Origin of the sequence: Paenibacillus sp. NPDC058367 (assembly GCF_042723305.1) — a bacterium.
In the GTDB taxonomy this organism is placed as follows: Bacteria; Bacillota; Bacilli; order Paenibacillales; family Paenibacillaceae; genus Paenibacillus_AQ.
In genome coordinates this window covers 282,251-309,053 of record NZ_JBHXIZ010000006.1, presented here as the reverse complement: position 1 = coordinate 309,053, position 26,803 = coordinate 282,251, and the positions used below count along the sequence as shown (strand labels likewise).

Genomic DNA, 26,803 nt, shown 5'->3' with positions numbered 1-26,803 from the left:
TTAGTATGGATGCTGAGAGGTCGATTTTTTATGAAAAACATAATAAAAATATAGCTAGCTGCGCATAATGGAAAGGATTGTTAGATGCTTGTCGATTAAATAAGTCCATGGTATGATTTTTATAAATTAATAATTGTGGATTGTTACTGGTCGTGCAGGCAAAACCCGAAGTTTAGCCATTTGTTAATGGTTACTTTTGGTTTTGCCTTTTTTAATTTCTGGTACAAGGGGTTGCCGTATGCGGATCGAAAAAGTGTTAAACAACAATGTTGTTACTGTCATAGATGATCTTAATTTTGAACTGGTAGTCATGGGAAGAGGACTTGCCTTTAAGAAAAAACAAGGGGACTATCTAGAAGAAGACAAAATTGAAAAGATCTTCACTTTAAGCAATCAAAAGCTTTCAGATAAGCTAAAAACACTGCTTTCTGAGATTCCAATAGAGCATATGGAGCTTTCAGAAGAGATCATCAATTTCGCCAAGCTGCAACTAGGTAAAATGCTGGATGATAGTATCTACATCAGTCTGACCGATCATATCAGCTTTGCGTTAGAGCGATTCTCAAAAGGGATGAAGATTAAAAACGCCATGCTATGGGAGATCAAAAAGTTCTATAAGGAAGAATATGAGGTTGGGAAAGCTGCACTTCAAATTATTCATTCAAAGTTTGGCATTATGCTTCCCGAGGATGAGGCTGGACATATTGCTCTCCATCTGGTGAATGCTGAACTGAATGAAGAGATGCCGAATATGGTCAATATTACGAAGATTATGAATGACATCTTAAATATAGTGAAGCATCATTTTAGACTAGAGTATGATGAGGAGTCCCTCGCTTATTATCGGTTTATCACTCACTTGAAATTTTTTGCCCAACGTCTCATCAACGGCACTCCACCTCCGGATAATGAGAATGGCTTATTTAATTTAGTGAAGGAGCAATACAAAGAAGCTTTCGCCAGCGTTGAGAAAATAAAAATCTATATTGATAAAACATACAATCGTGAATTAACAAATGATGAAATGTTGTATCTCACCATACACATTGAAAGAATTACAAACCAAAAAATGGAGTAGCAAACATCCTAATGATCAAGGAAGCCCTTGATTTATTAGGATTTTTTTTAGAAAAAAGTTCAGCTATATAAAATTTTAACTTTGACTTTCAGTGGAATCACGTATAAGATAACTATTATGTTATCTATGATAATCATTATCAATAGAATGATAACAATTATCATAGAATATAACTTCGAGCGTTATATACAGGGGGATAAAGAGAATGCACAAAAGGTTAATTAGTTTATTTATGGTTATTGCTATCATATTGGTAGTATCGGGCTGTGGTACTAACCAAAAGAATAATTCAACATCAAACGCGGGAGCAAATGACAAACCAGCTTCTGAAAATGCAAGTAGTGAATCTACAAGCGGTCCGATCGTATTAAAAGATTCTAAAGGCGAGGTTAAGTTGGATAAACCTGCGCAAAAGGTTGTAGTTCTGGAGTGGACATTTACGGAAGATATTATTGCGCTCGGAATGCAGCCGGTGGGGAACGCCGATAACGAAAACTACAAGTTATATGTAACTTCTGAAGTACCACTTGATGCAAGCGTAATGGATGTTGGTTCACGCGACGAGCCCGATCTAGAGACCATTGCTTCATTAAAACCAGATTTGATTATTGCGAATACGGGTGGACACGAAGGAATTTATGATCAATTAAAAGGCATCGCTCCAACACTGATTTTCGGTCTGTATCCGGAAGAAGGACAAGGCAATCAGTATACGTTGATGGAAGATACTTTCAAAACGATTGCAGCGGCTGTAGGTAAAACCGCGGAAGGCGATAAGGTTCTTGCTGACCTGGATGCACATTATGCGGAAGCGAAGGCAAAGCTGGCTGAAGCAGGTAAAGAAGGCTTGAATTACGTGCTGACGCAAGCTTACAGCTATCAGAATGCGGCAACATTGCGTCTTTTTACAGATAACTCACTTGCTGTACAAACATTGGAACGGATTGGTTTGAAGAACGACTGGAAACCCGAAAAATTCGAAGCTTACGGATTCACTACATCAACGGTTGAAGCATTGCCGGCTGTTCAGGATACTAACCTGATGTATATCGTCCAGAAGGATGATAATATTTTCACGAAAGAGCTGAAGGATAATTCCGTGTGGAACGGCCTTAACTTTGTGAAAGAAAATCGTACCTTCGGATTGAGCAGTACTACTTGGGTGTTCGGCGGTCCGATATCCTCTAAAGTTATCGTGGATGAAGTTATAAATACATTAACGAAATGAGTGCTTTTATGAACGGGAAGAGCAGCAAAGAAGCCTCAAGCGGAATGACTTGGCGAATCATTGGAATATTTGGGGGCGGCCTTGCCGTCCTCTTTGTTCTGTCCATTCTAAGCCTAGGCTTCGGGGAAGCCAAAATTCCTGCAGCTACGGTATTGAAGGGATTGCTAAATCGCCAGGATGTGATGGAACATAATCTGCTATGGGATATCCGGATGCCGCGTACGGTGATTGGCCTACTGGCTGGGGCCGCTCTAGCTGCGGCTGGAGCATTATTGCAAACGATAACGAAGAATCCGCTTGCTTCCTCAGATACATTGGGGATTAATGCTGGAGCTTATTTTATGGTTGTCCTAGGTATGGTTACTTTTCCAGCTTTGCAGCATGAATTCCCATTTTTGCTTGCAGTAGCAGGGGGGCTGTTTGCTGCACTGGCTGCCTATTTGTTGAGTGGTGGTAAGGGGGCCACACCTGTCCGATTAGCTTTGTCAGGTATGATCGTGTCTATGGTTCTCGGCGCGTTTACATCGGCCCTACATATTTTTAACAAGAACGAAACGCAAAACCTATTTTTATGGGGCTCCGGCTCACTGATTCAGCTAGATTGGGACGGTGTTAAGTATGCCTGGCCTTTTGTTATTCCATTGCTAATAGCAGCTATGCTCGCAGGTAGGCAGTTTGACGCGTTGGAGCTTGATGAGTCCACTGCTCGTTCACTCGGGCAACGTGTTGGATTGGCACGGGGGTTAGGTCTAGGTTTATCTGTATTGTTGGCTGCGGTCGTGGTCAGCGTGGTCGGTCCGATCGGATTTGTGGGTCTGGTGGCTCCTCATCTGGTTCGGCTTAGCGGTATTCGAAAGCACCACCTGCTCATTCCTGCAAGTGCGCTGTGGGGAGCACTGCTCATTACGGCAGCGGATACGCTTGCGCGTATGGTTCGTAGCAGTGTAGGTGAGATGCCAGTTGGGGCGGTTATGGCGATTATTGGAGCGCCTTGGCTCATATGGCTGGTGCTCACCAAGATGAAAAATATATCGGGTTCAGGCTCAGGTCAGTCATCTATGAATATAGGTGGAACTGCGCTTCGGATGCGCTTTGTTCCGGCGGTGATAACCATGACCGTACTGCTCGTTGCGGTTATCCTTGTGAGTTTGTCACTTGGGGGAACGAGAATACCGATTAGCGAGCTACTGAGCAGTCTTATCCACAGCGGAGATGGATCTTATTCCGTCCTGCTGAATTTACGGCTTCCGCGTACACTCGTTGCGGCTGGAGGCGGTATCGCGCTTGCCATTAGTGGTGTCTTGATTCAAAGCGCTGTCCGAAATCCGCTGGCTGACGCCTCCATTATTGGTGTGACCTCGGGTGCTGGATTGGGGGCGTTAACCGTAATGGTCGCTTTTCCGGCATTGACGGTATTAGCAGTCCCTATTGCAGCAATTGCGGGTGGTGCTTTGGCTGCAGCCTTTGTGTTTGTTATGGCATGGCGTAGAGCCTTGAATCCATCTGTCCTTATCCTGCTTGGAATTGCAGTATCAGCAATTGCTTCTGCGGGAATACAGGTCATGATCGTCAAGGGCAGTTTATGGAGCAGCAGCTCCTTAATTTGGTTAACGGGTTCGACTTACGGGCGAAGCTGGAATCAATTTAATAGCTTGTTTATCTTCCTGATAGTACTCGTTCCTTTTGCTTATTATTTAGGACGTAGATTCGATTTACTAGCATTTGGCGATGAGAGTTCAACAGGTCTGGGCTTACCCGTTCGCGGAACTCGGCTTTGGGCGATGATTATTGGTGTGATGCTTGCAGCAGGAGCCGTTGCAAGTGTAGGAACCATTGGGTTTCTCGGACTTATGGCGCCGCATGCTGTACGGATGATGATTGGGCATCACACGAGACGATCTATTGTTCTGTCAGGATTACTTGGCGGATTGATGCTCGTGATTGCGGATACGCTGGGAAGAACCATAATGGCGCCGAAAGAAATCCCGTCGGGTCTGATTATAATGTTGATCGGTGCTCCATATTTCCTATTTTTAATGTATCGGTCTCAGGTTAGAAAGGTGTAAACCTTGGGGAGAGAGTGGAAATACTACTCTCTCTTTTTTATTTCTCTGAGTGCTTAGCTCGTCTTTCATCATGGGGTGATGGGTGTCAAGATTATTTTTTTGTAACCTATAAATCATGAAACTTTTATATACTTAGAAGCGTCAAATGAGTAGGTAAAAAATGTATTCGTCATTCCAGGAGGGTGGATCTGTGAAGAAGTTATGGATTTCAATTTTAGTAGTTTTAGTAGTCATTCCGATGATGTTTCAATCCTCTGTGAAGGCTGCTACTCCGATCAGTATTATTATTGACGGGGTTCGATTGTCAACAGATCAAGCACCCGTGATGGTGAACGGGCGGACGATGGTGCCGCTGCGGGCTATTTTTGAAGCCTTTAATGCCACCATCAAGTGGAATCAAAAAGCACAAACTGTAACGGCAACTAAAGATGATACAACGATTATGTTAAAGATTGGCTCAAAGACAGCAACCATTAACAATAAGGCTGTAACGCTAGACGTGCCTGGTTTGAATCTGAAGGGCAGAACGATGGTTCCAACAAGATTCGTCAGTGAAGCACTGGGCCATGAAGTGGGCTGGAACCCCAAGACGCAGGTTGTAACGATAACGACTTCAGCCTCGAACGTTGGAAATGCTGGTCCAGTATCGAACGTAATAGCGCAGGATGTAAGTGATTTCGGGGATGGTCGTGATCTTCAGGTTAGCTTTACTCGAGCGGCAAATGAGTCACTAGTGGATCATTACCGTGTTCTAATTGTGAAATCAGGGAATATTCTCAACTTGTCTTCTGCACAAACGATAACTTCTTATAATTATTCTACTGTATTACCAACAGGTACGAATCCTTCGGTCAAGTTGACGTCTGGCATGAGGACTATCGATGGTGATTCAATTAAGAATAATCAAGCATATGTGGCGTATGTCTTGACGGTTGGCAAAGGAAGTAATACCAGTGCACTTTCTATTGGGTCCTCCTCTATAACACTAGTGAATAAGACTGTAACAGCAATAAATAATGTACAAGTAAATGATATAAGTGATTATGGGGATGGAAGAGATTTATCGGTCAGCTTCAATAAGCTGTCAGATGAGTCGAAGATAAGTTCTTATCGGATATTCGTTGTTAAAGGTAATAATTATTCGAATTTTAATTTAAGCACAGCCAATAATGTATCTAGTGCGAACAGCACGCTAGTCAGTAAGACAGGGAATAATATCACTCAAATTTTATCTTCAGCATCCAGAGATACAGACGGAGCACTTCTTAAAACAGGCGTAAGCTATAGAGTGTTTGTTATGGCGATTGATAACAGTAATGCAGCTAATAATGTATTGTCTTCTGTTTCCTCTGTAATAACACTGACCAACATAGGTGTCTCTAACTTAACTGTCAGCGACGTCAGCAACTATAATGATGGCCGAGATTTAAGGGTGTCATTTACTCATGCGACGGATGAAACCTATATCAGCCAGTACCGGATCATGGTGGTTCCAACGTCATATTACAGTAGCTTTAGTTTAGCCGAAGCCAATAATGTAACAAATGCCAACTATACAGCGGCTAGTACAAATGGTACTTCAACCAGCCTAACATTGAGCTCGTCAGCCAGAGATGTACGTGGAGCTTTGATAAAGAATGCAGTCAGCTATAAAGTATATATCTTGTCTATTGGAAGCGGAAGTAATTCAGGAGGGAATGTTCTTTCGAATGCTTCATCAGTAATTACATTAATTTATGATTCCAGTGTGAGCACAGTCTTTAACTTGAGTGTCAGTGATGTTTATGATTATGGAGATGGCCGAGATTTGAGAGTGTCATTTACTCATGCAACGGACGAAACCTATATCAGTCAGTACCGAATTATGGTAGTTCCGACGTCATATTATGGCAGTTTTGATTTATACGCAGCTAATAATGTAGTAAGTGGCAACTATACAGCTGTTAGTACAAGTGGGTCTTCTACAAATCAGGTCTTGTATTCGTCAACTAGAGATGTTCTCGGTGATCTGATTAAGAGTGGTAGTAGCTATAGAGTGTATGTGTTATCTGTTGGAAGCGGAGGTTATTCGGATTCTAATGAGCTCTCTTCCGCTTCACCGATAGTTACATTGTTTAATAATTCCAGCCTAAAGGCTGTTACAAACTTGAATGTTAGCGATGTTAATGACTACGGCGACGGCCGGGATTTGCAGGTATCGTTTAACCACGCCACAGATGAAACTTACATCAACCAATACCGGATTATGGTGGTACCTACGTCTAATTACAGCAGCTTTAGCCTGTCTGATGCAAATAATGTATCCAGTGCTAATTACACCTCGGTAAGTACATCAGGCAGCAGTACCAGTCAAGTATTAGATTCTTCCGCCAGAGACGTACGTGGTAATTTAATAAAGGCTGGAATTAGTTATAAAGTGTATGTATTATCTGTCGGCAACGGAAATTATGCGGGTCCAAATGCAATTTCTGGGGAATCATCAGCCATTACGTTATCTACGAATAAAAGTCCGGTGATCTCTGTAACAAATGTAACGTATAGAGAGGACAATGGTAGAATCCTGATCAGTTTCGACAAATCCGCCAATGAGAGCAATATTTCGGAATACCGAGTATTGGTGGTTCCGTCTAAACAAGGGTTTGGTACGGCGGATGCTCTTGCGGTGAATTCCTCTTATTATTCGTCGGTAATCCCTAACGGGACGAATCCTTCAACATTCACTGCGACAAGGGATGTTAATGGCAATGCAATTGTTAAAGGTGTCAAATATAAGGTGTATGTTCTTGCTGTAGCCAATAATAGTGGTGTACAGAATGGCGGTCTTTCAAATTCAACAGAAGAATTTGAAATATAACCGAAATTAAGTTATTGTAAACATTTCAAGTTGACACCCTGTGTGATTTATCATATTATAATTCGTATTGTTATAAGTAAATAAACCAAACTCTATCCAGTGGATGGAGTGGCGGAATTTTGTCAAAGATGTATTCTTTGGTTTCAGTCGCCCCTTGTCATTTCGATGACAAGGGGCTTTATTATGTGATTTGGACGGTTCAATAGGATGGTTCAACAGAAAGGAAAGAAGATTACGATGGATATGAAGTTACTCAAATATGCTTTACTAGTATTTATAGGAGCATGTAGTTATGGATCGCTGTCAACGATCGTCAAGCTTGGAATGAACGATGGATTTAGAATGCAGCAACTGGTCGGGTCGCAATACTTTTTTGGATGGTGCATGCTGCTCTTGTTAGTTGTATTATTTTCCCGAAAAAAACTCGGGTTAAAAGTAGGTGCTTCGTTATTAGGCGCCGGGATTACCATTAGTATGACGGGGATTTTCTATGGATTTGCCGTTGAACAATTACCTGCTTCGATTGCGATCGTTCTCTTATTCCAATTTACTTGGATTGGTGTGATTCTGGAGGCTGTTGTAGATAGAAAATGGCCTAGTCGTGAGAAAATAATTTCGATGGTTATCCTTCTGATAGGAACAATTTTTGCTGGGGGGATTCTAGAACCTAGTGTAGGCGAAATGACTACGAGTGGTATTGTTTTCGGTTTGATGTCTGCGGTGTCGTTTGCCTTGTATATTTTTGTTAGTGGAAGAGTAGCTACTCAGGTACCTGCTGTGAATAAAAGCTTGTATATGACTACAAGTGCAATGATTATTATTATGGTTGTTTTTTCCCCTTCCTTTATTTATGACGGAGCACTTACAGATGGACTTTGGAAGTATGGTCTTCCTTTAGGGTTGCTTGGCATAGTTATTCCTGTGCTTTTCTTTTCTATTGGTGTTCCGAAACTGGGATCAGGTCTGGGAACGATTCTTGGTGCGGCGGAGTTGCCGGCAGCTGTAGTAGCCTCCGTGTTAGTCCTGCAAGAAGAAGTATCCCTACTTCGCTGGGTTGGAATTTTCGTTGTTCTGATCGGAATTGCTGCACCACAAATCATACCGATGCGAACAGGGGAAAAGTCACCCAAACCATCCTCCAAACCATCACTTCGTAAGGTAGAACTTTAAACTGTATACTAACATCGATGGTATGATCAGGTCCTTATAGGATGAGATCATCAATCGGTGTTTTTTTTTGCGAAAAAAGATTGGTGTTAATTTTTCTGGTATGGCGAATCATTGTCTATTATATAGTGGTGCTATTCTATTTAATGGAGATGACCACTGATGAACAGAAATGACTATGACTATTTTAAGTCTTTGCACGATCAAAAAGATCCGCTAATGCTATATAACTGCTGGGATGTAGCTTCGGCTAAAGCGATAGAAAAAGCCGGTTCAAAGGCTATAGCCACAAGCAGCTTCGCTATGGCGGATTCATGGGGGTATTCGGATGGTGAACAGCTCTCATTTGAGCAGCTACTGTGGGCTGTTACGAGAATAGCAGAACATGTATCTGTGCCATTGACGGTAGATATTGAAGGTGGGTATGCTGTAAATGAAGAGTCCTTAGCCAATAACATAGAACAATTATTCCAGCTAGACATCTGTGGGATTAATTTTGAGGATCAAAAGGTGAATCATCCGGACGATGAATTATGGGCAATCGAGGAACAAATTCATCGTATTCGAACTATACAGCAAGTGGCAGCCAAACTTCAGAAGAAGGTGTTTATTAACGCCAGAACCGATCTCTTTTTCAAAAATGGGAAGCATTCTTTGGATTTAGTGAATGAAGCAATTGAGCGTACCTGTGCTTACGCTGCTGCTGGAGCGGATGGAATTTTTATACCAGGACTCACCGATCGAAACTTGATTGAATATTTTGTGCAGCAGTCGCCACTGCCTGTAAATGTTATGGTGATGGATGGTATGATTTCAAATGCTGAATTGCAGGAGCTTGGCGTAAAAAGAATTAGCTATGGTCCATATAGTTACTTTCAAGCACTGCATCATCTTCAAGACGATACCCGGTCCATTCTGCAGCCACCCGCACATTATTTAGAAATGAGCTAACGACACTATGATCACGAATAAACAGCAAATCGATAAATATTATGAGATGTTAGTCGAAAAAAACTCCAATTATGAAGGTGTATTTTTTGTCGGCGTAAAAACAACAGGCATCATGTGCAGGCCAACTTGTCCGGCTAAAAAGCCATATAAAGAAAACTGTGAGTTTTTCGCAACAGCCAAAGAAGCCTTGTTAGCTTCATATAGACCGTGTAAAAGATGCCAGCCTTTGTCCAATCCGACAAAAATGTCCTCAGAAGTAAAGCTTCTTGTTGAAGCTATAGAGCGTAATCCGGAAAGGAAATGGACAGATAAAGATTTTGATGAGCTGTCGATTAGTGCAAATACTGCACGCAGACAATTTAAGAAGCAATTCGGAATGACCTTTATTGAATATGCACGTTCCAGACGTTTAGGACTGGCATTCAAACATATCAGGAATGGGGATTCTATCATTAACGCACAACTGGATAGCGGGTACGATTCGAGTAATGGATTTAGGGATGCTTTTTCACGAACGATGGGCACCGTCCCGAATCACTCCAAGCAGATTAAAGTGCTGCACTGCACCTGGATAGAAACGATATTAGGGTCTATGCTTGCGATCGCAGAGGAAGAGTACCTTTTACTGCTGGAGTTTGTAGACCGAAAGGGACTTGAGAATGAAATCAAGAAATTACGCACCCGCTTAAATGCAACGATTTTGCCTGAAAAGGTTCCTGTGCTAGAGCAAATTGAAGAGGAATTAAGTCTTTATTTCGAAGGACAACTTACAGAATTCAGAACACCGATTCGTTATTTAGGTTCTGATTTTCAGCAAAAGGTATGGAATGAACTTCGAAGAATTCCTGTAGGCCAGACGGTCTCTTACAAGGAGCTTGCAGAGAACATAAACGAACCTTCGGCTTGTCGAGCTGTAGCCAGAGCTAATGGAGCGAATCAATTATCGATCTTGGTTCCGTGTCATCGCGTGATCAATAGTAATGGTGAATTAGGGGGTTATGGCGGCGGCATTGCAAGAAAAGAATGGTTAATCAATCACGAGAACAACCTTAGTTCGAAGGTAGCTTATTAACTAAAACCATACTGAACTCGATGTGTCTGAAAGTCTGGATACGTCGTTTTTTTATGCTTTTTCCAGATTTAAAAGTACTGTTTTAAGCAAAAGAAGGAAAAATTATGAATTCACAATAATATCCAATTGTGTTAGCATAATATATATTTTCATAAGAAAGCGAGCCTTATCTTAGGAGATTGGAGTGAACATCATGCTGAAGGTTCTGATCGTGGATGATGAGCCCTGGGTGCTTGAAGGGCTGAGAACGATGATTAACTGGGAAAAATATGGATTTGAAGTGTGCGCGGAAGCCCATAATGGCTCAGAAGCATTGAGACTTATACAAGAATATAAACCGGAATTGGTCCTAACGGACATTAATATGCCGGTTATTAACGGTCTCGAGCTTATCGCAAAATTGAATGAAGTGATGACAAAGCCTCCGAAATTTGTGGTATTGACTGGGTATGATGACTTTAAATATGCACGTACGGCATTGCAGCAACGAGTGAATGACTATTTATTAAAACCTATTGATGATGAAGAAATAGAGTCCTTATTAAGCAGGATTACGCCTATGATTCAAAATGAAATCGCTTCCAATGAGGAGCTTGATAAGAAGCAATTCTTTGTCGTAAACAATATCGTCAACCGCCTAATACAAGGCGAGTATAACGAAAATTTAGAGCTTCTAACCCAGAGCACGTTGAAGCTTCAAGCGAATGCAGAGTTAATGTGTATTCTTATCGAACCAGCCACATCTTTGAATCCATTTCTTCCACGAACCGTCGACTACTTTCCTCAGGAAAGTATACATTTCTTTCAAGATCGATCGGGAAGAACAGGGATCATTCTTGAGTCTGCTTCTATTGGGAATGAGAGTCTGGACGCTATCGTCAACCAGATTCGTTCGGATTTCGCTGAACAATTATATGAACCGGTACTTCTAGCGATTAGCACTAGAATGGTAGGCATATGTTCGATTCGAGAAATCTATATGCAAGCACTTGATGTATGGAAACGAAAGACACATCAGCAGAAGAAGGGGGTTTTTTATTATTGTGAGCTTAGGGCTCTAAAGAAGAATGAACACCATGAGGATCACTTCAAACTGCTGCTGGATAAGGTTCTGGCAAACGATATAGAACAGATACAGCCATGTGTAAAAGAAACGTTTGCTTTTTTCGTAGAGAATCTATTGACGATTGAAATCGTGCAAGCTCAGGTGGCTCATTTGGAGCTTACAATTTGTACACTTATAGCCCAAATGAATGGTACTCCAGATACGATGATGATAAAGATTCAGCAAGAATATGGGAATTTAGGGGAGTTAAATGATTATTTTGCATTAAGCCGCTATGTTCAAAGTCTATCTATGCTGGCGACGGTCTATTTATCTGAATTAGAGCAGCAGAATGAACAAAATACGATTTACAAGGTGATTCAGTATGTGGATCGTGAATTTCGGAATAAATTGAAGCTTCAGGATTTAGCGCGGCAATTTCATATCAATTCTACCTATTTGGGACAGCTTTTCAGGAAACAAACGGGTCAGGGCTTTAGTGAATATTTAAATGCCAAAAGGATTGAGGAAGCCAAAAGTCTGCTTAAGCGAACGCAGCTGAAAATATCGGATATTGCGGTGCAGGTGGGATTTTCAAATACAGACTATTTTATAGACAAGTTCAAGCTGATTGTAGGGGTAGTCCCATCCGTCTATAAAAATGAAAATAAAAACCAATAGCTCTAGGGGAAGCAAGGTGTTTCGTATGGAGAGAAAAAAATTCAGATTTAGAAAAATAGTCAATGACATTCCACTGAACTATAAATTTTCCCTCATTTATATTATTGGTGTGCTTCTCCCTATCATTATTATCAACCTTGTTTTTTTGGATCGGATTTCCGATTTGATCAAATCCAGAGAACAGCAAAACTTAGAAATCTCTTTAGAGAGGGCCAGAAAGGATATTCAGGATTTCATTGAGGGTGGAGTAGCAGTTAGCTATACGCTGTCCTCCGATAAGAATCTGTATGAATTGCTAGAGCGGAGGTATGGGAACATGATTGAATTTTATGACACCTTCGACGAACAGCTTCGAGATCGGATGAACAGTTATATGCCAGTTAACAATCAGCTTGAACGAATTACTGTATTTACGAATAATGACTCTATTGTTTCCGGGAGTAACTATCAGGTCATCACGGACAAGGTAAGGGAGAGTGAGTGGTATAAGCAGTTCAGTGCTGCGAATAAACATATGTTTCTTGCTGCTTATCAAATGAGCTCAGCGCCTAATGTGGCTTCTAATGCCCCGTATTTAAGTGTAATTGAACGAATGGATGTATACAGCTCACTGAATACCTATGAGAAGCTGCTTAGAATTGACCTGGATATCAGTAAAATATATGACATTATAATTAGAGAAAAGGATTATTTGAGTCTTTACCTGGTTAACGGGCAGGATGAAATCATTATGTCTGCTCAGAGCGGGTATCAGAGAGGTACGAAGGATCCTTATCCTGTATTCGAGCTTCAGGATGATGAGCGCAAGGAAGACATACATATTGTACCCGTTGGCGGGGCTAGTTATATAAAAAGCTGGCGAATTATAGGGGTTACGCAGGGGGAGCGTATTGCTCAGGCCATTCTGGAGATTCGAATTTATGCGGGTATTTTGGCGTCCATTGTCACCTTGCTCACAACCGCCTTTCTATATGTGATGTTAAGATCCTACAATTATCGGGTGAAACGTTTGTCTAGGCATATGCAGAAAGTAACGAATGAGAAATTCGATCTTATTCAAATCGATGAAGGACAAGATGAGATTGGTGACTTGATTCATAACTTTAATAGAATGACCACTAAAATTAATTCTCTAATTAACGATGTATACAAACTAGAGATTCAAAAGAATAATCTGGAGATGGAAAGAGTAAGGGCTGAACTGAATTTTTTGCAAAGTCAGATGAATCCCCATTTTCTCTTCAATACTTTAAATGCCATTTTAGTGGTCTGTACCAAAAATAATTATTCAGACGTTACAGACATCATTAAGAGTTTATCCAAGTTGCTCAGAAGACTACTTAGCTGGAAAGAAGATCTCGTTACATTGGAAGAAGAAATGACGTTCATTGAGATGTATCTGAAAATAGAAAAATTCCGGTTCAGAGATAAATTTGATTATCAATTTGAGATCGATGAGCAGTCGCTGCAATATAAAATTCCAAAGCTAAGCATGCAGCCTTTAGTAGAAAATTCCTGTAAGCATGGTCTGCAGGCCATAGAAGGACTCGGTATCATTAAAGTAAAGACGGAAATCGAGGATAGTCGTTTGCAAGTTACAATTTCAGATAACGGTAAAGGGATCGAACCAAGCCAGCTTAAAGAAATTTTATTTAATGTTCAAAATGAAGAAGCCTCCTCAGGAACGAATATCGGAATCCGCAACGTGTATCGCAGACTGGAGCTATATTATGAAGATCAGGTTCGCTTTGAAATCAGCAGTGTCCCAAATGAAGGGACCGTTGTCACGTTTGGCATTCCGCTAAAGCTCCTGGAACGAAAAAATAGCTAGAAGGTGAGGGAGCCTATGAAATACAAAGTATTGTTGATCGATGATGAGCCTAGTGCTCTTGAGGGGATGCAGCTATGGATAGACTGGCAGGCGCTTGGCTTTGAAGTATGTGGAACCTCCAGTAATGGCAAAGAGGGCTTACAGTTAATAAAGCAGCTACTGCCGGATCTTGTCATTACCGATGTAAATATGCCGCTAATGAATGGTCTGGAAATGGTTTCCGCCTGGCAGCAAGAGGAGACTAAACCGATTAAGTTTGCCATACTAAGCGGTTATAGTGAGTTTGAATATGCTAAGACAGCTATACGTTATGGCATTAACCATTATCTGATGAAGCCGCTTTTCGAAGAAGAGGCGTCAGAAGAATTGAAGGAGATATATCGGGAATTAGAACAGGAGACTCAGAAGCGAAGCTTAAATCAAATGGCAAACTCAGAGGAGGTTGTCTCTCTTCTTAAGAGCATTCTGAATGAGAAGGCAGAAGATAAGTCAGACTTTACAGTACTTACACGTCTATCGGAAGGCAAAAGCCTTTGGAATATTTGTTTACTGCAGACAGACCCGACGATGTATACGGAAATCAGAGAGAAAGCAGTAGCTCTCCTAACGAATACGGAATCGATGTTTCTGATCGATCTGGAGGCTTATTGCTTTGGAATCGTATACGGCTATCCTTCGGAGTCTGATGAGGGTGCCGCAATATATCCTGCAGTAGCTCCCTTGCTGAATGAACACCCTAAGCAAGCCATGTATATTGCAGTAGGGGATAGCGAGGGCTCTTTGCTTCAAATTGCGAATAGCTACCGAACGGCGAAAGAAGCGCTAATGTATTATTTTTATAATTCGGATCATTCAGGATTCTTGACCTATCAGGGAACCAAAGATAGTCAATTCAGCTATCACTATGATCAAATTCAACTGATGGATGACTTAATGAGACCCATTAACACACTGGACATAAAAGGCTTTAAACAAGCTGTGGGCTTGGCCTCTCGTAGTTTTCGTGAGATGCGCATCGCTCCAGAGGTTGTGAAGAAGATCGTTATTCATATTATGTATAAGATCGTTGAGTTTACTTCGAAAGCTAGTGAAGTTCAAGTATCCTCCTTGTTAACCCAAATAACAATCCCCGAAATGCGGGACTCGATGATGAAATTGAACGATTTAATGCGTAATCTTTTATCATGTGGTGAGGCGAGTATTGATATTCTTCTAAAAGAACAAATCCAAAAATCACAGGGGATTGTACAGGAAATCAACAACTATATTGAAGCGCATTATCACGAAAATCTTACAATTAAAAAGCTGTCGGAGGTATTCTTCCTGCATCCAGTGTATCTGGGACAATTATTGATCAAGAAGAATGGCATTCATTTTAATGAGCAGCTGCATGACCTCCGGATTAAGGAATCTGCGCGTTTACTTCAACACAATAAGCTGAAAAACTGTGAGATCGCCGAGAAAGTAGGGTATTCCAATTATAGTCAGTTTCTCAAACAATTTGAAAAGAAGATGAAGATGAGCCCTAATGAATTTAAACATACGAATACCTAAACTTTTTGGGGGTACACCTTTAGTTCTGGTGTATTATCAATGGCATCATCACCTCTATAATTTAACTTGTAAGGGCTTACAATATGGTTACACCAACAAAATATGGAGGTGCTTTATGGGGGGCAAGTCAATATCAAAGTTCAAACTTAGTCTGATTGCTGTGTTATCCCTAAGTTTTGCTCTAGCAGGGTGCGGTGGAAATAACAGCGGTAATACTGCTAAGGGGGAAAACAAACCGGCAGAAACAACAGCTGCAACTGCAGCTGGAACCGATGACAAGAAGGTAGAGCCTTTTGAAGTTAGTATCTTTCTTGGAGAAGCAGGTCAGCAACCCACACCAGATAACAAAATTTACAAGATGATCAAAGAAAAAACAGGCGCATCATTCAATTTTGAATTCTTGGCTGGAGACCTTAAACAGAAGCTTGGCGTTATGATTGCCGGTTCGGATTATCCAGATCTGATGAGTTCCAATACCCAACTGACGGCAGCAGGTGCATTTATTCCTCTCGAGGACTTAATTGAAGAACACGCTCCGAATTTGAAAGCGCATTACGCAGCTTACTGGAACATGATGAAGGATCCCAATGATGGACACATTTATACACTTCCAAACTATGGTGCGTACAATGGTGAGATGAATACAACCTATTACTCTGGCCCAGCTTTCTGGATTCAGAAAGCTGTACTTAAAGATGCCGGTTATCCAACGGTTAAAACTTTGGACGAGTATTTTGATCTTATCGTGAAATATAAAGAGAAAAATCCAACCATTGATGGTCAACCAACAATTGGGTTTGAGATTCATAACAAAGACTGGAGAAACTGGGGATTGTTTAACGCTCCTCAGCATCTGATTGGTCATCCTAATGATGGCGGAGTAGTAGTTAAGGATAACGTAGCAGAAATCTTTGCGGATAAAGACTATGCAAAGCAGTACTATAAAAAACTTAATGATATGAATGCGTTGGGTATTATTGATAAAGAAGCATTTGTAATGGATTATGACCAATATTTAGCTAAATTGTCTAGCGGAGCCGTACTGGGAATGTTTGATCAGCACTGGAACTTTGGTAAAGCAGAAGATTCACTCAAGACACAAGGGAAAGATATGAGCACTTATGTAGGTCTGCCTCTTGTGTATGATACTAACACCAAAGATTATTATCTGGATCGTCCTGCTCTTAACTTGAATAATGGATTCGGGATTACTGTCAATGCTAAGGATCCAGTGAGAATCCTTAAACTTATGGACACATTGATTCAAGAAGATTGGCAAAGAACCCTCACTTGGGGGATTGAAGGCGAAGATTATCAAGTGGTAGACGGTCGCTTTATAAGAAACCAGGAGCAACGGGATAACGCAGTTGATGCTACATGGAAGCTAAGTAACAAAGCAGAAGCTTGGTATGCTACCGCTCCGAAAATGCAAGGGTACTTTGCAGACGGTAACTCAACGGATGCGGCAGCCCAACCAGAAGAATATAAAGCAGGGTTGGAAGCGTATGACAAGGAAGTTCTTGACGCATATGGATTCAACAGTTATGTAGATTTCTTCAGTAAGCCTGGACCGAACCCAGTGGCTTATCCTGCTTGGTCGATAGATCTTGTTGAAAATTCTCCAGCAAAAATTGCCGATACGAAGATGGGAGAAGTTAAGACCAAGTACCTGCCAAAAGCAATCTTGGCTAGCCCTTCCGATTTCGATAAAGTTTGGACTGAATTTGTTGGAGAACTTCATAAAGCGGATATTAAAGCTTACGAAGACAGAATCAATGAACAGCTTAAATGGAGATTTGATACTTGGAGTGTTAAATAGTTAGAGCTTGCTTAAAAATCAGAAAGTGGTGGCTTATTAGCCAACCACTTTCTGAAATATATGGATGATGTGGGGAGAAAATATATGGATGAGATTTTAACGGGAAAAAAAGTTAACCGGCATCCTAAAAGAAAAAAGAAGCAACCGATTACTCTGACCTTGATTAAGAATCAGAAACAGCTGATTTGGATGTCAGTTCCATTGCTGCTGTATATTGTACTATTTGCGTACGTACCTGTTTGGGGATGGACAATGGCTTTTCAGGATTATAAACCAGCTAAGGCATTTGGCGAACAGACATGGGTCGGCTTGAAACACTTCAAGTTTCTATTTACGGATGATACCTTTTTAAGGGTACTACGAAACACACTGGCTATGGGATTAATTAATTTCTTTCTAGGATTTATAACCGCGATAACATTGGCCTTACTTCTTAATGAAATCAAAAATGTATTTTGGAAAAGAACCGTGCAGACCATATCCTACCTACCTCACTTTCTTTCCTGGATTATTGTAACAGGGATTGTAGGTGTCTCCCTCTCGGTTAACGACGGGATTATCAACATCGTGCTCATGAAATTACATCTTATCGATTCACCAATCCTTTGGTTGAGTGAAGGGAAGTATTTCTGGGGTATTGTGGGTGCTTCAACCGTCTGGAAAGAGGTTGGATGGAGTACAATCATTTACTTGGCTGCTATGGCTTCTATAGATCCAGCTTTATATGAGGCTGCTGAGATTGATGGGGCTAACCGGTACAAAAAAATGTTCAATGTAACATTGCCGGGAATTAAACCAACCATTGTAATCCTGATGATAATGTCCATAGGACATGTATTGGATGTCGGATTTGAGGTTCCGTACTTGTTAGGGAACGGGCTTACTGTAGACTGGTCGGATACGATTGATATATTTGTATTGAAATACGGGATTGGGCAAGGGAATTACTCCTTAGCCACTGCGGGAGGCATATTTAAAACAGTCGTAAGTGTAACGTTACTGCTTTTAGCTAACTGGACGTCGAAGCGGCTAGGGGAAGAGAGGCTGTTATAATCATGGAAAAAACTCAATTAATACCTCAGAAATCTCCAAAAAGTAATAGTAGAAAACGTATGAGAATTATAGGGATCGAACCAGTAGTGTTCGGTACCTTCAATACTATCTTTATGATATGTCTAGTCATTGTTACCTTGTATCCATTCTTGAATACTATAGCAGTTTCCTTAAATGAGGGAAATGATACCATCCGCGGCGGCATTTATCTATTGCCTAGGGAGTGGACTATACAGAACTACAAAGCTGTTTTTGCCTCTGGTACAATTATTCCTGCTTTTTGGATTTCGGTAGCACGAACAGTGATATCTACGATCCTGAATCTATTTTTAACCACAATGCTTGCTTATACTTTAAGCCGGAAAGAATATGTTTTCCGCAAGCAGATTACCTTTGTTTTCGTCCTAACCATGTATTTTAATGCGGGTCTGATTCCAAATTATTTCCTAATTAAGGATCTTCATTTGCTTAATACATTTTGGGTATATGTAATACCGACTATGATAAGTGCATTTAATATGATCGTCATCCGTACTTATATTGGTAGCATACATGAAAGTCTTATGGAATCCGCGAGAATCGACGGTGCCGGGGAATTTAAGATTTTCATGAAAGTAGTCTTCCCTTTATGTAAACCTGTTCTGGCTACCATCGCCCTTTTTGTCGCGGTAGGTGCATGGAACTCATGGTTTGATGCTTTTATCTACACCTCTTCCCGCCAGCACTTGAGTACATTGCAGTATGAATTAATGAAACTAATACAATCTAGTATGAATGCGAACAGTAGCGCAAGTGTAGCTAACGGGGCAGGGGTAACTGCGGAGTCAGCGGGGTCAATGGTAACTCCAAAGTCCATTCGTGCAGCCGTTACTATCGTTGCTTCGGTTCCGATTCTGCTAGTCTATCCATTCATGCAAAAGTACTTTGTAGTTGGAATGAACGTAGGAAGCGTGAAGGAATAAGTAGCTTGCACCCACTATTAAATAATAGGAAGGTTGTTTGTTGAATTATGACTCCATCTCCAATCACATACACGAACCCAATACTTCCAGGTTTTTATCCAGATCCTAGCATCACTCGAGCAGGGGATGATTTCTACTTGGTGTGTAGCTCCTTCGAATATTTTCCTGGGGTGCCTATCTTTCACAGCCAGGACTTGATTCACTGGACACAAATTGGTCATGTATTAGATCGTGTAAGTCAGCTAGATACACGTAAGAGCAAAAGCTCTGGAGGTATATTTGCTCCAACCATCCGGTATCATGAAGGAACGTTTTACATGATAACGACCGAAATACACGGGAAGGGGAATTTCTATGTTACGGCTACGGACCCAGCGGGTCCGTGGTCAGACCCGATTAGTATTCCTTATGGAGGAATTGACCCTTCCCTAATGTTTGATGAGGATGGAAAGGTATATGTAACCACCCAGCAGGGAGCAGATTATGATTCCCACGCTATTCAATATGAGATAGACATTGCTACAGGAGCAGCATTAACAGAACCTGTTGTCATCTGGACTGGGGATGGTGGACCTTGGACGGAAGGACCACATTTGTACAAAATTAACGGAATGTATTATATCATGTCTGCTTCAGGCGGCACGGCAAAGGAACACCGAGAAATTATCGGTCGTTCTTCCTCCCCTTACGGTCCTTTTGAAAGATTAGAGCAACCGATATTGACCCATCGCGGGACTGATAGTCCCATTCAGTATCTAGGACATGCTGATCTGATCGAAGATCGTAACGGGGATTGGTGGGCCGTATTCCTTGGAGTACGTCTAGTAGATTCCAAGTATACAGTGCTAGGAAGAGAGACCTTTCTTGCCCCTGTAACGTGGAATGAAGACGGATGGCCGATGATTGATAATAATGAGGACACTGTCGGGCTGGAGATGAAGGTTCCGCGTGTACCGGGTCATTCGCCAAAACCTGAGACTAGCGGAAGATATGATTTTGATGACCCTGTATTGCCGTTGGGATTATCCTTTCTGCGGAATCCGGCAGAGGGAAGCTGGTCACTAAGCCAACGTCCGGGTTTTCTAGCTCTTCGAGGGCAATCGAAAGACCTTAATGAAGTGGGTCAGGTAGCCTTTATAGGCAGAAGACAGCAGCATACTTCAGCTGAATGGAGTACATTACTGGATTTTAACCCTACCGTGGACGGTGAAGAGGCTGGACTCTGTGCTAGATTGGACGAGAATGCACATTATGAAATTGCACTATCGCAAAGAAATGGACATAGAGTGATTACAGCTTATTTAACTGTTGATGGAACAACACATGTGGCTGCAGAGATTCCAACGATTGCTGGATGTTTATATCTGAAAATTCGGGCGGAGCTAACGGAATACACTTTACTTTATTCTTTGGATGGTCAGGAATGGATCGAGCTATCTAGGGCTCTAGCCTATCCATTATCCCCTCAAGCTGTCAAAGGAAACGGATTTACCGGTGTTCTTGTTGGCTTATATGCGACAGGTCATGGTAAAGTAGCTGAGGTACCTGCCCACTTTGATTGGTTCGATTATCGGTCATAATGAATAGCGTTTGTTAGGAGGGAACTTGTTGAGACAAGCTAGTGATTTTACAGAGCCTGCACTAAAGACAGTGTTCGCAGAGGATTTCAAGATTGGCGCAGCCGTCAACCCATTAACTATCCAATCACAGGAGCATTTGCTTGCTTATCATTTCAACAGTATTACCGCTGAGAACGAGATGAAATTTGAAAGTCTGCATCCACTTGAGGACGCTTATAACTTTAGGGCAGCAGACCAGCTGGTTGCCTTCGCCAGGGAACATCATATGGCGATGCGCGGACATACCTTGATTTGGCACAACCAGACAACGGACTGGCTGTTTGAGGATAAGGGCGGAGGACCTGTAAGCAAAGAGATTCTGCTTGCACGAGTCAAATCACATATTCAGACCGTTGTAGGACGTTATAAGGATGATATTTATGCTTGGGATGTTGTCAATGAAGTTATAGCCGATGAAGGAGAAGAGCTTCTTCGCCATTCGAAGTGGCTCGACATTGTTGGCCCGGATTTTATCGCCAAAGCGTTTGAATTCGCCAATGAAGCTGACCCTAAGGCATTATTATTCTACAATGACTATAACGAATCCCATCCATTAAAGCGTGACAAAATCTATAAACTGGTGAAGTCGCTATTGGAACAAGGCGTGCCGATCCATGGCGTCGGATTGCAGGCACACTGGAATTTATACGATCCTAGTCTGGATGATATTCGTGCAGCGATCGAAAAATATGCATCGTTAGGACTTCAGCTCCAACTGACAGAGCTGGATGTATCCATGTTCCGTTTCGATGACAAACGAATGGACTTAAAGACAGTACCTGCTGAGCTGCTCGAGCTTCAAGCAGATCGATATGAAGCGATGTTCGCACTGCTGAGAGAATACCGGGACGTGATTAGTTCGGTTACGTTCTGGGGAGCAGCGGATGACTATACCTGGCTGGATGATTTCCCTGTTCGTGGGCGGAAGAACTGGCCGTTCCTATTCGATGAAGGGCATAAGTCGAAGCCAGCTTTCCATCGAATTATCACCTCTGCCACGAAATCATAGAGTGGGCAAGCTGCTCAAATAATGAACTGTGAACCCGTCCTTATATCGATTAAGGGCGGGTTATTTATACGTTGATAGATTAGTAGAATAGATCTCAAAGGGCGGATTAAAGTGAGCGTGACAATTAGAAGGATTCTGGAAGATTTAATAGGAGCCATGGAACAGATAGATGGGACTGTGGATACTCTTAAGCCGGGGAATCCAGAAATGGTGATTACAGGGATGGTTACGGCATTTTGCGCTACGCAATATGTTGTGGAGCGAGCGGTTGCTATGAACGCCAATTTGTTGATCACACATGAAGGTGTGTTTTACAGTCATCATGAGACGAGTGAGTGGTTAGAGGATGACCCTATTTATCTTGCGAAACTGAGTTTAATCGAGCGTTCTGAACTAGCTATTTTTCGTTATCATGATTATTGGCATAGGCATCAACCAGACGGGATCATGGTGGGCTTGCTACGAGAGCTTGAATGGTCAGCCTATGTGGTTGAGCAGCAATCCACTGCTACAATCCTATCGATTCCAGCTATGACGGTAAGTGAAGCGGCACAGTATATAAAAAGAAAGCTAGGTATCTCCTATTTACGTGCTGCCGGAGACGTATCCCAGATATGCAGACATGTGGGGATATTAGTAGGTTACAGAGGAGGTGGGACGATGGCTATTCCTCTTTTTAATCAGCATAATCTTGATTTAATTATTGCTGGCGAGGGCCCCGAATGGGAAACTCCAGAATATGTGAGGGATGCTGTCCACCAAGGCAGATCAAAAGCACTGATTATGTTAGGACATGCGGAAAGTGAAGCTCCAGGAATGAAATATTTAGCTGAAGTTCTGGCACAGAAATACCCAATGATTCCTACTTATTTTATTGCTGAACAACCGGTCTATCAGCTGGTTTAATTCGTATAAACCGAAATGAAGAATAAATTTGCATATTATGGAGAAAATGATTGGAAACCAGGTCACTGAGAAAGGAGTGTTTCAATGGAAATTCCTTTGGAGGCTGATGAAGTGTTAAGTCGTATCAAAAAGCTTCAAACCGATGGAAGCTCGATCAGCAAAAAACAAGTGAAGCAAAGCGATCCTGATCTTATGAGAAGTGCGCTGTTCTTTTTTCCGAGCTGGGAGCATGCATTGAAAAACGCCGATCTGTTGTAGCCATATGATTGTATAACGAAGCCGAGTGGTTCAGGGATTGATCTCTGATGGCCGCTCGGCTTTTTTTAGATATATTGAGTAAACAAGAGCAAAAGAAAGAGAAAACGAAGTGTATGCTCAATATGAAATGAAAAGCATGGCTTTCAACATTATTTTGCCCACGGCTCAACTTTACAAGAAACCTTACACGGAGTATGATTCATCACATAACTGACAATTACATAAGAAGTCCGCTTAATTTCCGTTAAGGAAAGCGGGGGAACCAACAACTGGGAACCAGTGTAACAATCGGTACTAGTTATGGGGTGAATCCTGTTCCAGGTGCATAAATGCATCCATGCAGGTAGGGCAACTCTCACTGCCCGAATCCGACAGCTAACCTCGTAAGCGTATGGAGAGAGGATGAATGGCGTATTTGATGATGAATAGCCACAGAGAATCCCTCTGTGGTTTTTTGCTGCGTTAAAAAGCAGATATAGTTGTAGAACCTATCTATGAAAGAGGTGTTAACTTTGCCTATTGCTAAACTGAATGGAACTTCGCTCTATTACGAAATCAATGGAACAGGGGCTCCGGTTGTGTTTATCCATGGACATGGATTAACACATAGTATGTTCAAGCCACAATTGGAGTATTTTTCTGATAAATATAAAGTGATTCTGTGTGATTTACGGGGGAATGGCAAATCAGGTGAATTACTGCAGGCCCCAAACGAGATTATTGAAACCCAATGTCTAGATATAATAATGCTATTGAATGATTTGGGTATTCGTGAGGCTGTTTTTGTTGGGAGTGCCTATGGGGGGCTCGTCGTTCAGCATATTGCGAAACAATATCCAGAGCGAGTAAAAGCGATTGTTGTCGCGGATAGCTTTTGTAGAAGTCATGCGTCAACGATAATCGGTAAAATCCAGCTTATGGCTGCTTATTGTAGTTGGTTAATGTATTACGCTCCAAGTGAGCTTGTACTGCCTTCGATTCGTATGATGTACCGGGAACGCTGGAATCTGGCTTATAACGAGATTAGAAGAGGACTTCTCGATAAACGTCCACGGGAATTGTATCGGCAAAGGCTGGCTACGAGCCATGTGGATTACACTAGATGCTTAAAGTCTTTTAAGCGTCCCGCCTTATGTATTGTAGGTGACTTTAGTGAATTTGGAGTTAATTGTATGAAGGATATGGTGTCTCAGCTGCCACATGCTCAGTTAGTGATTATCCCTAACGCATTAGATCCTAGTAATCTGTGTCAGCCGGAGAAATTTAATGCTATACTTCAGCGGTTTTTGGAGAAACAGCAGGAAACTCAGCAGATTAGTTAATCTTAATGGTAAGTGAGAAATGAGAGGCGTCCCATAGCCGGGGAGTATGTACTGGCTACGGGGCGTTCTTCTGTATGTCTGTATTTTGTACAATGCTGTCTACTGATGTAAGATTAAAGTTATTCGATACTAACTATCTAAAGGAGCTGAGTCATGATGTCTCAAGCCGAAACCATAAAATTGACCTCATTATCTTCAAAAGGGGGCTGCGGCTGCAAAATCGGTCCCGCCGATCTCATGCAGGTTATTCGCAGTCTACCACCAACCGTTCCTAATCCGGATTTACTTGTGGGTCTGGATACCAGTGATGACGCTGGGGTATATCGATTAAGTGATGATCTGGCGTTAGTGCAAACTGTTGATTTTTTCACGCCGATCGTGGACGACCCTTATTCCTTTGGGCAAATTGCAGCAGCTAATGCGTTAAGTGATATTTATGCTATGGGCGGTAAGCCGCTTACGGTGCTTAATATTGTGGCCTTCCCTATTTCTGTTCTGGACAAAAGCATTCTCGGTGACATTTTGCGCGGTGCAGCAGATAAAGTGCAGGAAGCAGGAGCAACGCTTGTGGGCGGACATTCCATCGACGATAAAGAGCCTAAATTTGGATTGGCCGTTACGGGCCTTGTGCATCCGGACAAAGTAAGAACGAATGCAGGTGCGCAGGTAGGAGACAAGCTGATTTTGACCAAACCTATCGGTGTGGGCATCTTAACGACTTCTATTAAAAAGGATCAGCTATCCCCAGAAGAAACTACACGCCTTACGACAGTCATGTCTACACTGAATAAAAAAGCGGCTGAAATCATGGAGCCCTATGATGTACATGCTTGTACAGATGTTACCGGATTCGGGTTGCTTGGACATGCCTCGGAAATGGCAAAGGGGAGCAATCACGGACTGATTATTCGTCAAGGCGATGTACCGATGCTGCCAAGAGTAAGAGAGCTCGCGGAGCAGGGCTTTGTTCCAGGCGGCACTAAGAATAACTTTGCCCATTTGGAGGGCAGTATTCTTTATCCGGAAGAGATGGACCAATTAAGCCGCTATATTCTGTGTGATGCTGTGACTTCCGGTGGATTGCTGATCTCTGTTGCTCCTGAACAAAGTGAGGATTTGCTAAAAGAGTTAGTAGATGCAGGTGTAGAAGCAGCATTGATCGGAGAGGTAACGGAAGAACATCCGGGTCAGATTGCAGTTATAGCTGCGCAATAACGCTGGAGTTCAGCTTAGAGACGACCTAAGAAGTTAGCCACCAGAGGAGAGAGCGCATTGTTTCAGGATATTACATTGGAAGAACTAAGAGTGTTAAAGAATAAGAAGCAGATCACCGTTATCGACGTTCGATCTCCTTCTGAATATAAAGATGCAACGCTGCCGGATAGCTTGAATATTCCCTTTTTTGACGATGAGGAACGGGCTGAAGTAGGTACGTTGTATAAACAGACAAGTGTGCAGGCTGCGAAAGAACGCGGTTTGGAGATTGCTGCTGCGAAGCTACCTACCTTTGTCAAAGAATTTGCTGCGATTCAAGGGGACAAGGCTGTATTCTGCTGGAGGGGAGGTATGCGCAGCCGTACAACTGCGACCGTACTTTCTTTAATGGATATTCACGCTTACCGATTAATTGGCGGCTATAAAGCTTACCGTAAATGGGTACTCGATGAACTGGAGTCCTATGAATTCAAGGCGAAGCCTTATGTCATTCATGGAAATACGGGTACAGGTAAAACAAACCTGCTGCACCGCCTGAAGGCACAGAGCTATCCTGTTTTGGATTTGGAAGGAATGGCAGGTCACCGCGGTTCTATCTTTGGCGAGATCGGACTTCATGCAAACAATCAAAAAACGTTCGATAGTCTTCTTATGGAGGAATTAATTAAGCTTGGGGATGCTCCTTATGTACTGTTTGAAGCGGAGAGCAAAAAGATTGGGAAGGTCGTAATGCCCCCATTCATGGCCGAGCAGAAAGAGATCGGAACACAGATTTGGATTGAGATGCCACTACAAGCCAGAGTGCAGCAAATCCTTGAGGATTATCGACCAGAAGAATATAAAGAACAGTGCATTTCAGCATTTCGAAGTATCAAATCGCGAATTCATATCCCCATTGCGGCGGAAATCGAGCGGTGCTTGCAAGCTGATATGTTCGGAGAGGCTGTTGCGCTGCTGTTAGAATACTACTATGATCCTAAATACGATTATACGTCTACTCAGTATGAAGGCATTGAGAGAGTTACCTTTAAGGTGAACAATTTGGATGAGGCTGAGGCTGCGGTGATCTCTTTTTTAAGTAATCAGAAGGTATAAGCTTTAGGTATCGTAAAG

Annotated in this window: 20 protein-coding genes and 1 riboswitch; all 20 genes read left to right on the top strand. The window is 42.0% G+C overall.

The window, feature by feature from the left end:
- Nucleotides 1–238 precede the first annotated feature (238 nt).
- The 20 genes from licT to mnmH all read left to right on the top strand — a co-directional run bounded on the left by licT (nt 239) and on the right by mnmH (nt 26,785).
- Nucleotides 239–1,078 carry a BglG family transcription antiterminator LicT gene (licT, locus tag ACFWMP_RS26715; RefSeq protein ID WP_042191726.1) on the top strand — a complete coding sequence of 280 codons (840 nt, stop codon included), beginning with the start codon at nt 239–241 and terminating at the stop codon, nt 1,076–1,078.
- Nucleotides 1,079–1,283: 205 nt separating this feature from the next.
- The gene (locus tag ACFWMP_RS26710) at nt 1,284–2,306 is read left to right on the top strand and encodes an ABC transporter substrate-binding protein (protein WP_379425261.1); all 1,023 of its coding nucleotides are present in this window, start codon (nt 1,284–1,286) and stop codon (nt 2,304–2,306) included.
- The gene (locus ACFWMP_RS26705) at nt 2,303–4,372 is read left to right on the top strand and encodes an iron ABC transporter permease (RefSeq protein WP_379425259.1); all 2,070 of its coding nucleotides are present in this window, start codon (nt 2,303–2,305) and stop codon (nt 4,370–4,372) included. Before ACFWMP_RS26710 ends, ACFWMP_RS26705 begins: the two co-directional genes overlap by 4 nt.
- Before the next feature lie 190 nt (nt 4,373–4,562).
- On the top strand, nt 4,563–7,226 hold the full coding sequence (locus ACFWMP_RS26700; RefSeq protein WP_379425257.1) for a stalk domain-containing protein: 2,664 nt from the start codon (nt 4,563–4,565) through the stop codon (nt 7,224–7,226).
- A gap of 243 nt (nt 7,227–7,469) precedes the next feature.
- Entirely contained in the window at nt 7,470–8,396 is a 927-nt protein-coding gene (locus ACFWMP_RS26695) for an EamA family transporter (protein ID WP_379425313.1), read from the top strand.
- A gap of 159 nt (nt 8,397–8,555) precedes the next feature.
- Entirely contained in the window at nt 8,556–9,344 is a 789-nt protein-coding gene (locus ACFWMP_RS26690; RefSeq protein ID WP_379425255.1) for an isocitrate lyase/PEP mutase family protein, read from the top strand.
- A 7-nt stretch (nt 9,345–9,351) separates the two neighbouring features.
- Nucleotides 9,352–10,416 (top strand): bifunctional transcriptional activator/DNA repair enzyme AdaA, encoded by a 1,065-nt coding sequence (locus ACFWMP_RS26685; RefSeq protein ID WP_379425253.1) that lies wholly within the window; start codon nt 9,352–9,354, stop codon nt 10,414–10,416.
- A 193-nt stretch (nt 10,417–10,609) separates the two neighbouring features.
- On the top strand, nt 10,610–12,142 hold the full coding sequence (locus ACFWMP_RS26680) for a response regulator (protein ID WP_379425311.1): 1,533 nt from the start codon (nt 10,610–10,612) through the stop codon (nt 12,140–12,142).
- A gap of 25 nt (nt 12,143–12,167) precedes the next feature.
- Nucleotides 12,168–13,973, top strand: a complete 1,806-nt coding sequence (locus ACFWMP_RS26675) for a sensor histidine kinase (RefSeq protein ID WP_339243455.1) — start codon at nt 12,168–12,170, stop codon at nt 13,971–13,973.
- A gap of 15 nt (nt 13,974–13,988) precedes the next feature.
- Nucleotides 13,989–15,527: a response regulator transcription factor gene (locus tag ACFWMP_RS26670; RefSeq protein WP_379425250.1), complete on the top strand. Its 1,539-nt coding sequence runs from the start codon at nt 13,989–13,991 to the stop codon at nt 15,525–15,527.
- Nucleotides 15,528–15,642: 115 nt separating this feature from the next.
- A complete protein-coding gene (locus tag ACFWMP_RS26665) occupies nt 15,643–17,346 on the top strand; it encodes a type 2 periplasmic-binding domain-containing protein (RefSeq protein ID WP_042191712.1) in 1,704 nt (567 codons plus the stop codon).
- Between the two features lie 84 nt (nt 17,347–17,430).
- A complete protein-coding gene (locus ACFWMP_RS26660; protein ID WP_042191710.1) occupies nt 17,431–18,399 on the top strand; it encodes an ABC transporter permease in 969 nt (322 codons plus the stop codon).
- Between the two features lie 59 nt (nt 18,400–18,458).
- Nucleotides 18,459–19,361, top strand: a complete 903-nt coding sequence (locus ACFWMP_RS26655; RefSeq protein WP_143759544.1) for a carbohydrate ABC transporter permease — start codon at nt 18,459–18,461, stop codon at nt 19,359–19,361.
- A gap of 47 nt (nt 19,362–19,408) precedes the next feature.
- Entirely contained in the window at nt 19,409–20,941 is a 1,533-nt protein-coding gene (locus ACFWMP_RS26650) for a glycoside hydrolase family 43 protein (RefSeq protein ID WP_339798550.1), read from the top strand.
- Between the two features lie 28 nt (nt 20,942–20,969).
- Nucleotides 20,970–21,989, top strand: a complete 1,020-nt coding sequence (locus ACFWMP_RS26645; RefSeq protein WP_379425247.1) for an endo-1,4-beta-xylanase — start codon at nt 20,970–20,972, stop codon at nt 21,987–21,989.
- Between the two features lie 111 nt (nt 21,990–22,100).
- A complete protein-coding gene (locus tag ACFWMP_RS26640) occupies nt 22,101–22,895 on the top strand; it encodes a Nif3-like dinuclear metal center hexameric protein (protein WP_339267117.1) in 795 nt (264 codons plus the stop codon).
- 84 nt (nt 22,896–22,979) lie between these two features.
- The gene (locus ACFWMP_RS26635; protein ID WP_170880375.1) at nt 22,980–23,153 is read left to right on the top strand and encodes a hypothetical protein; all 174 of its coding nucleotides are present in this window, start codon (nt 22,980–22,982) and stop codon (nt 23,151–23,153) included.
- A 221-nt stretch (nt 23,154–23,374) separates the two neighbouring features.
- A riboswitch (cyclic di-AMP (ydaO/yuaA leader) is annotated at nt 23,375–23,559 on the top strand.
- Nucleotides 23,560–23,665: 106 nt separating this feature from the next.
- Nucleotides 23,666–24,475 (top strand): alpha/beta fold hydrolase, encoded by an 810-nt coding sequence (locus tag ACFWMP_RS26630; RefSeq protein ID WP_379425244.1) that lies wholly within the window; start codon nt 23,666–23,668, stop codon nt 24,473–24,475.
- A gap of 156 nt (nt 24,476–24,631) precedes the next feature.
- Entirely contained in the window at nt 24,632–25,690 is a 1,059-nt protein-coding gene (selD, locus tag ACFWMP_RS26625; protein WP_042191699.1) for a selenide, water dikinase SelD, read from the top strand.
- 57 nt (nt 25,691–25,747) lie between these two features.
- Nucleotides 25,748–26,785 (top strand): tRNA 2-selenouridine(34) synthase MnmH, encoded by a 1,038-nt coding sequence (gene mnmH / locus ACFWMP_RS26620; protein ID WP_339243451.1) that lies wholly within the window; start codon nt 25,748–25,750, stop codon nt 26,783–26,785.
- The last annotated feature ends 18 nt before the right edge of the window (nt 26,786–26,803 follow it).

Excerpts from the sequence above, each read along its gene's own strand:
- ACFWMP_RS26665 (WP_042191712.1), top strand. The coding sequence starts at position 15,643 with ATGGGGGGCAAGTCAATATCAAAGTTCAAACTTAGTCTGATTGCTGTG.
- licT (WP_042191726.1), top strand. The coding sequence starts at position 239 with ATGCGGATCGAAAAAGTGTTAAACAACAATGTTGTTACTGTCATAGAT.
- ACFWMP_RS26690 (WP_379425255.1), top strand. The coding sequence starts at position 8,556 with ATGAACAGAAATGACTATGACTATTTTAAGTCTTTGCACGATCAAAAA.
- ACFWMP_RS26660 (WP_042191710.1), top strand. The coding sequence starts at position 17,431 with ATGGATGAGATTTTAACGGGAAAAAAAGTTAACCGGCATCCTAAAAGA.
- ACFWMP_RS26695 (WP_379425313.1), top strand. The coding sequence starts at position 7,470 with ATGAAGTTACTCAAATATGCTTTACTAGTATTTATAGGAGCATGTAGT.
- ACFWMP_RS26705 (WP_379425259.1), top strand. The coding sequence starts at position 2,303 with ATGAGTGCTTTTATGAACGGGAAGAGCAGCAAAGAAGCCTCAAGCGGA.
- ACFWMP_RS26685 (WP_379425253.1), top strand. The coding sequence starts at position 9,352 with ATGATCACGAATAAACAGCAAATCGATAAATATTATGAGATGTTAGTC.
- ACFWMP_RS26635 (WP_170880375.1), top strand. The coding sequence starts at position 22,980 with ATGGAAATTCCTTTGGAGGCTGATGAAGTGTTAAGTCGTATCAAAAAG.
- ACFWMP_RS26680 (WP_379425311.1), top strand. The coding sequence starts at position 10,610 with ATGCTGAAGGTTCTGATCGTGGATGATGAGCCCTGGGTGCTTGAAGGG.
- ACFWMP_RS26710 (WP_379425261.1), top strand. The coding sequence starts at position 1,284 with ATGCACAAAAGGTTAATTAGTTTATTTATGGTTATTGCTATCATATTG.
- ACFWMP_RS26675 (WP_339243455.1), top strand. The coding sequence starts at position 12,168 with ATGGAGAGAAAAAAATTCAGATTTAGAAAAATAGTCAATGACATTCCA.
- ACFWMP_RS26650 (WP_339798550.1), top strand. The coding sequence starts at position 19,409 with ATGACTCCATCTCCAATCACATACACGAACCCAATACTTCCAGGTTTT.
- ACFWMP_RS26670 (WP_379425250.1), top strand. The coding sequence starts at position 13,989 with ATGAAATACAAAGTATTGTTGATCGATGATGAGCCTAGTGCTCTTGAG.
- ACFWMP_RS26655 (WP_143759544.1), top strand. The coding sequence starts at position 18,459 with ATGAGAATTATAGGGATCGAACCAGTAGTGTTCGGTACCTTCAATACT.
- selD (WP_042191699.1), top strand. The coding sequence starts at position 24,632 with ATGTCTCAAGCCGAAACCATAAAATTGACCTCATTATCTTCAAAAGGG.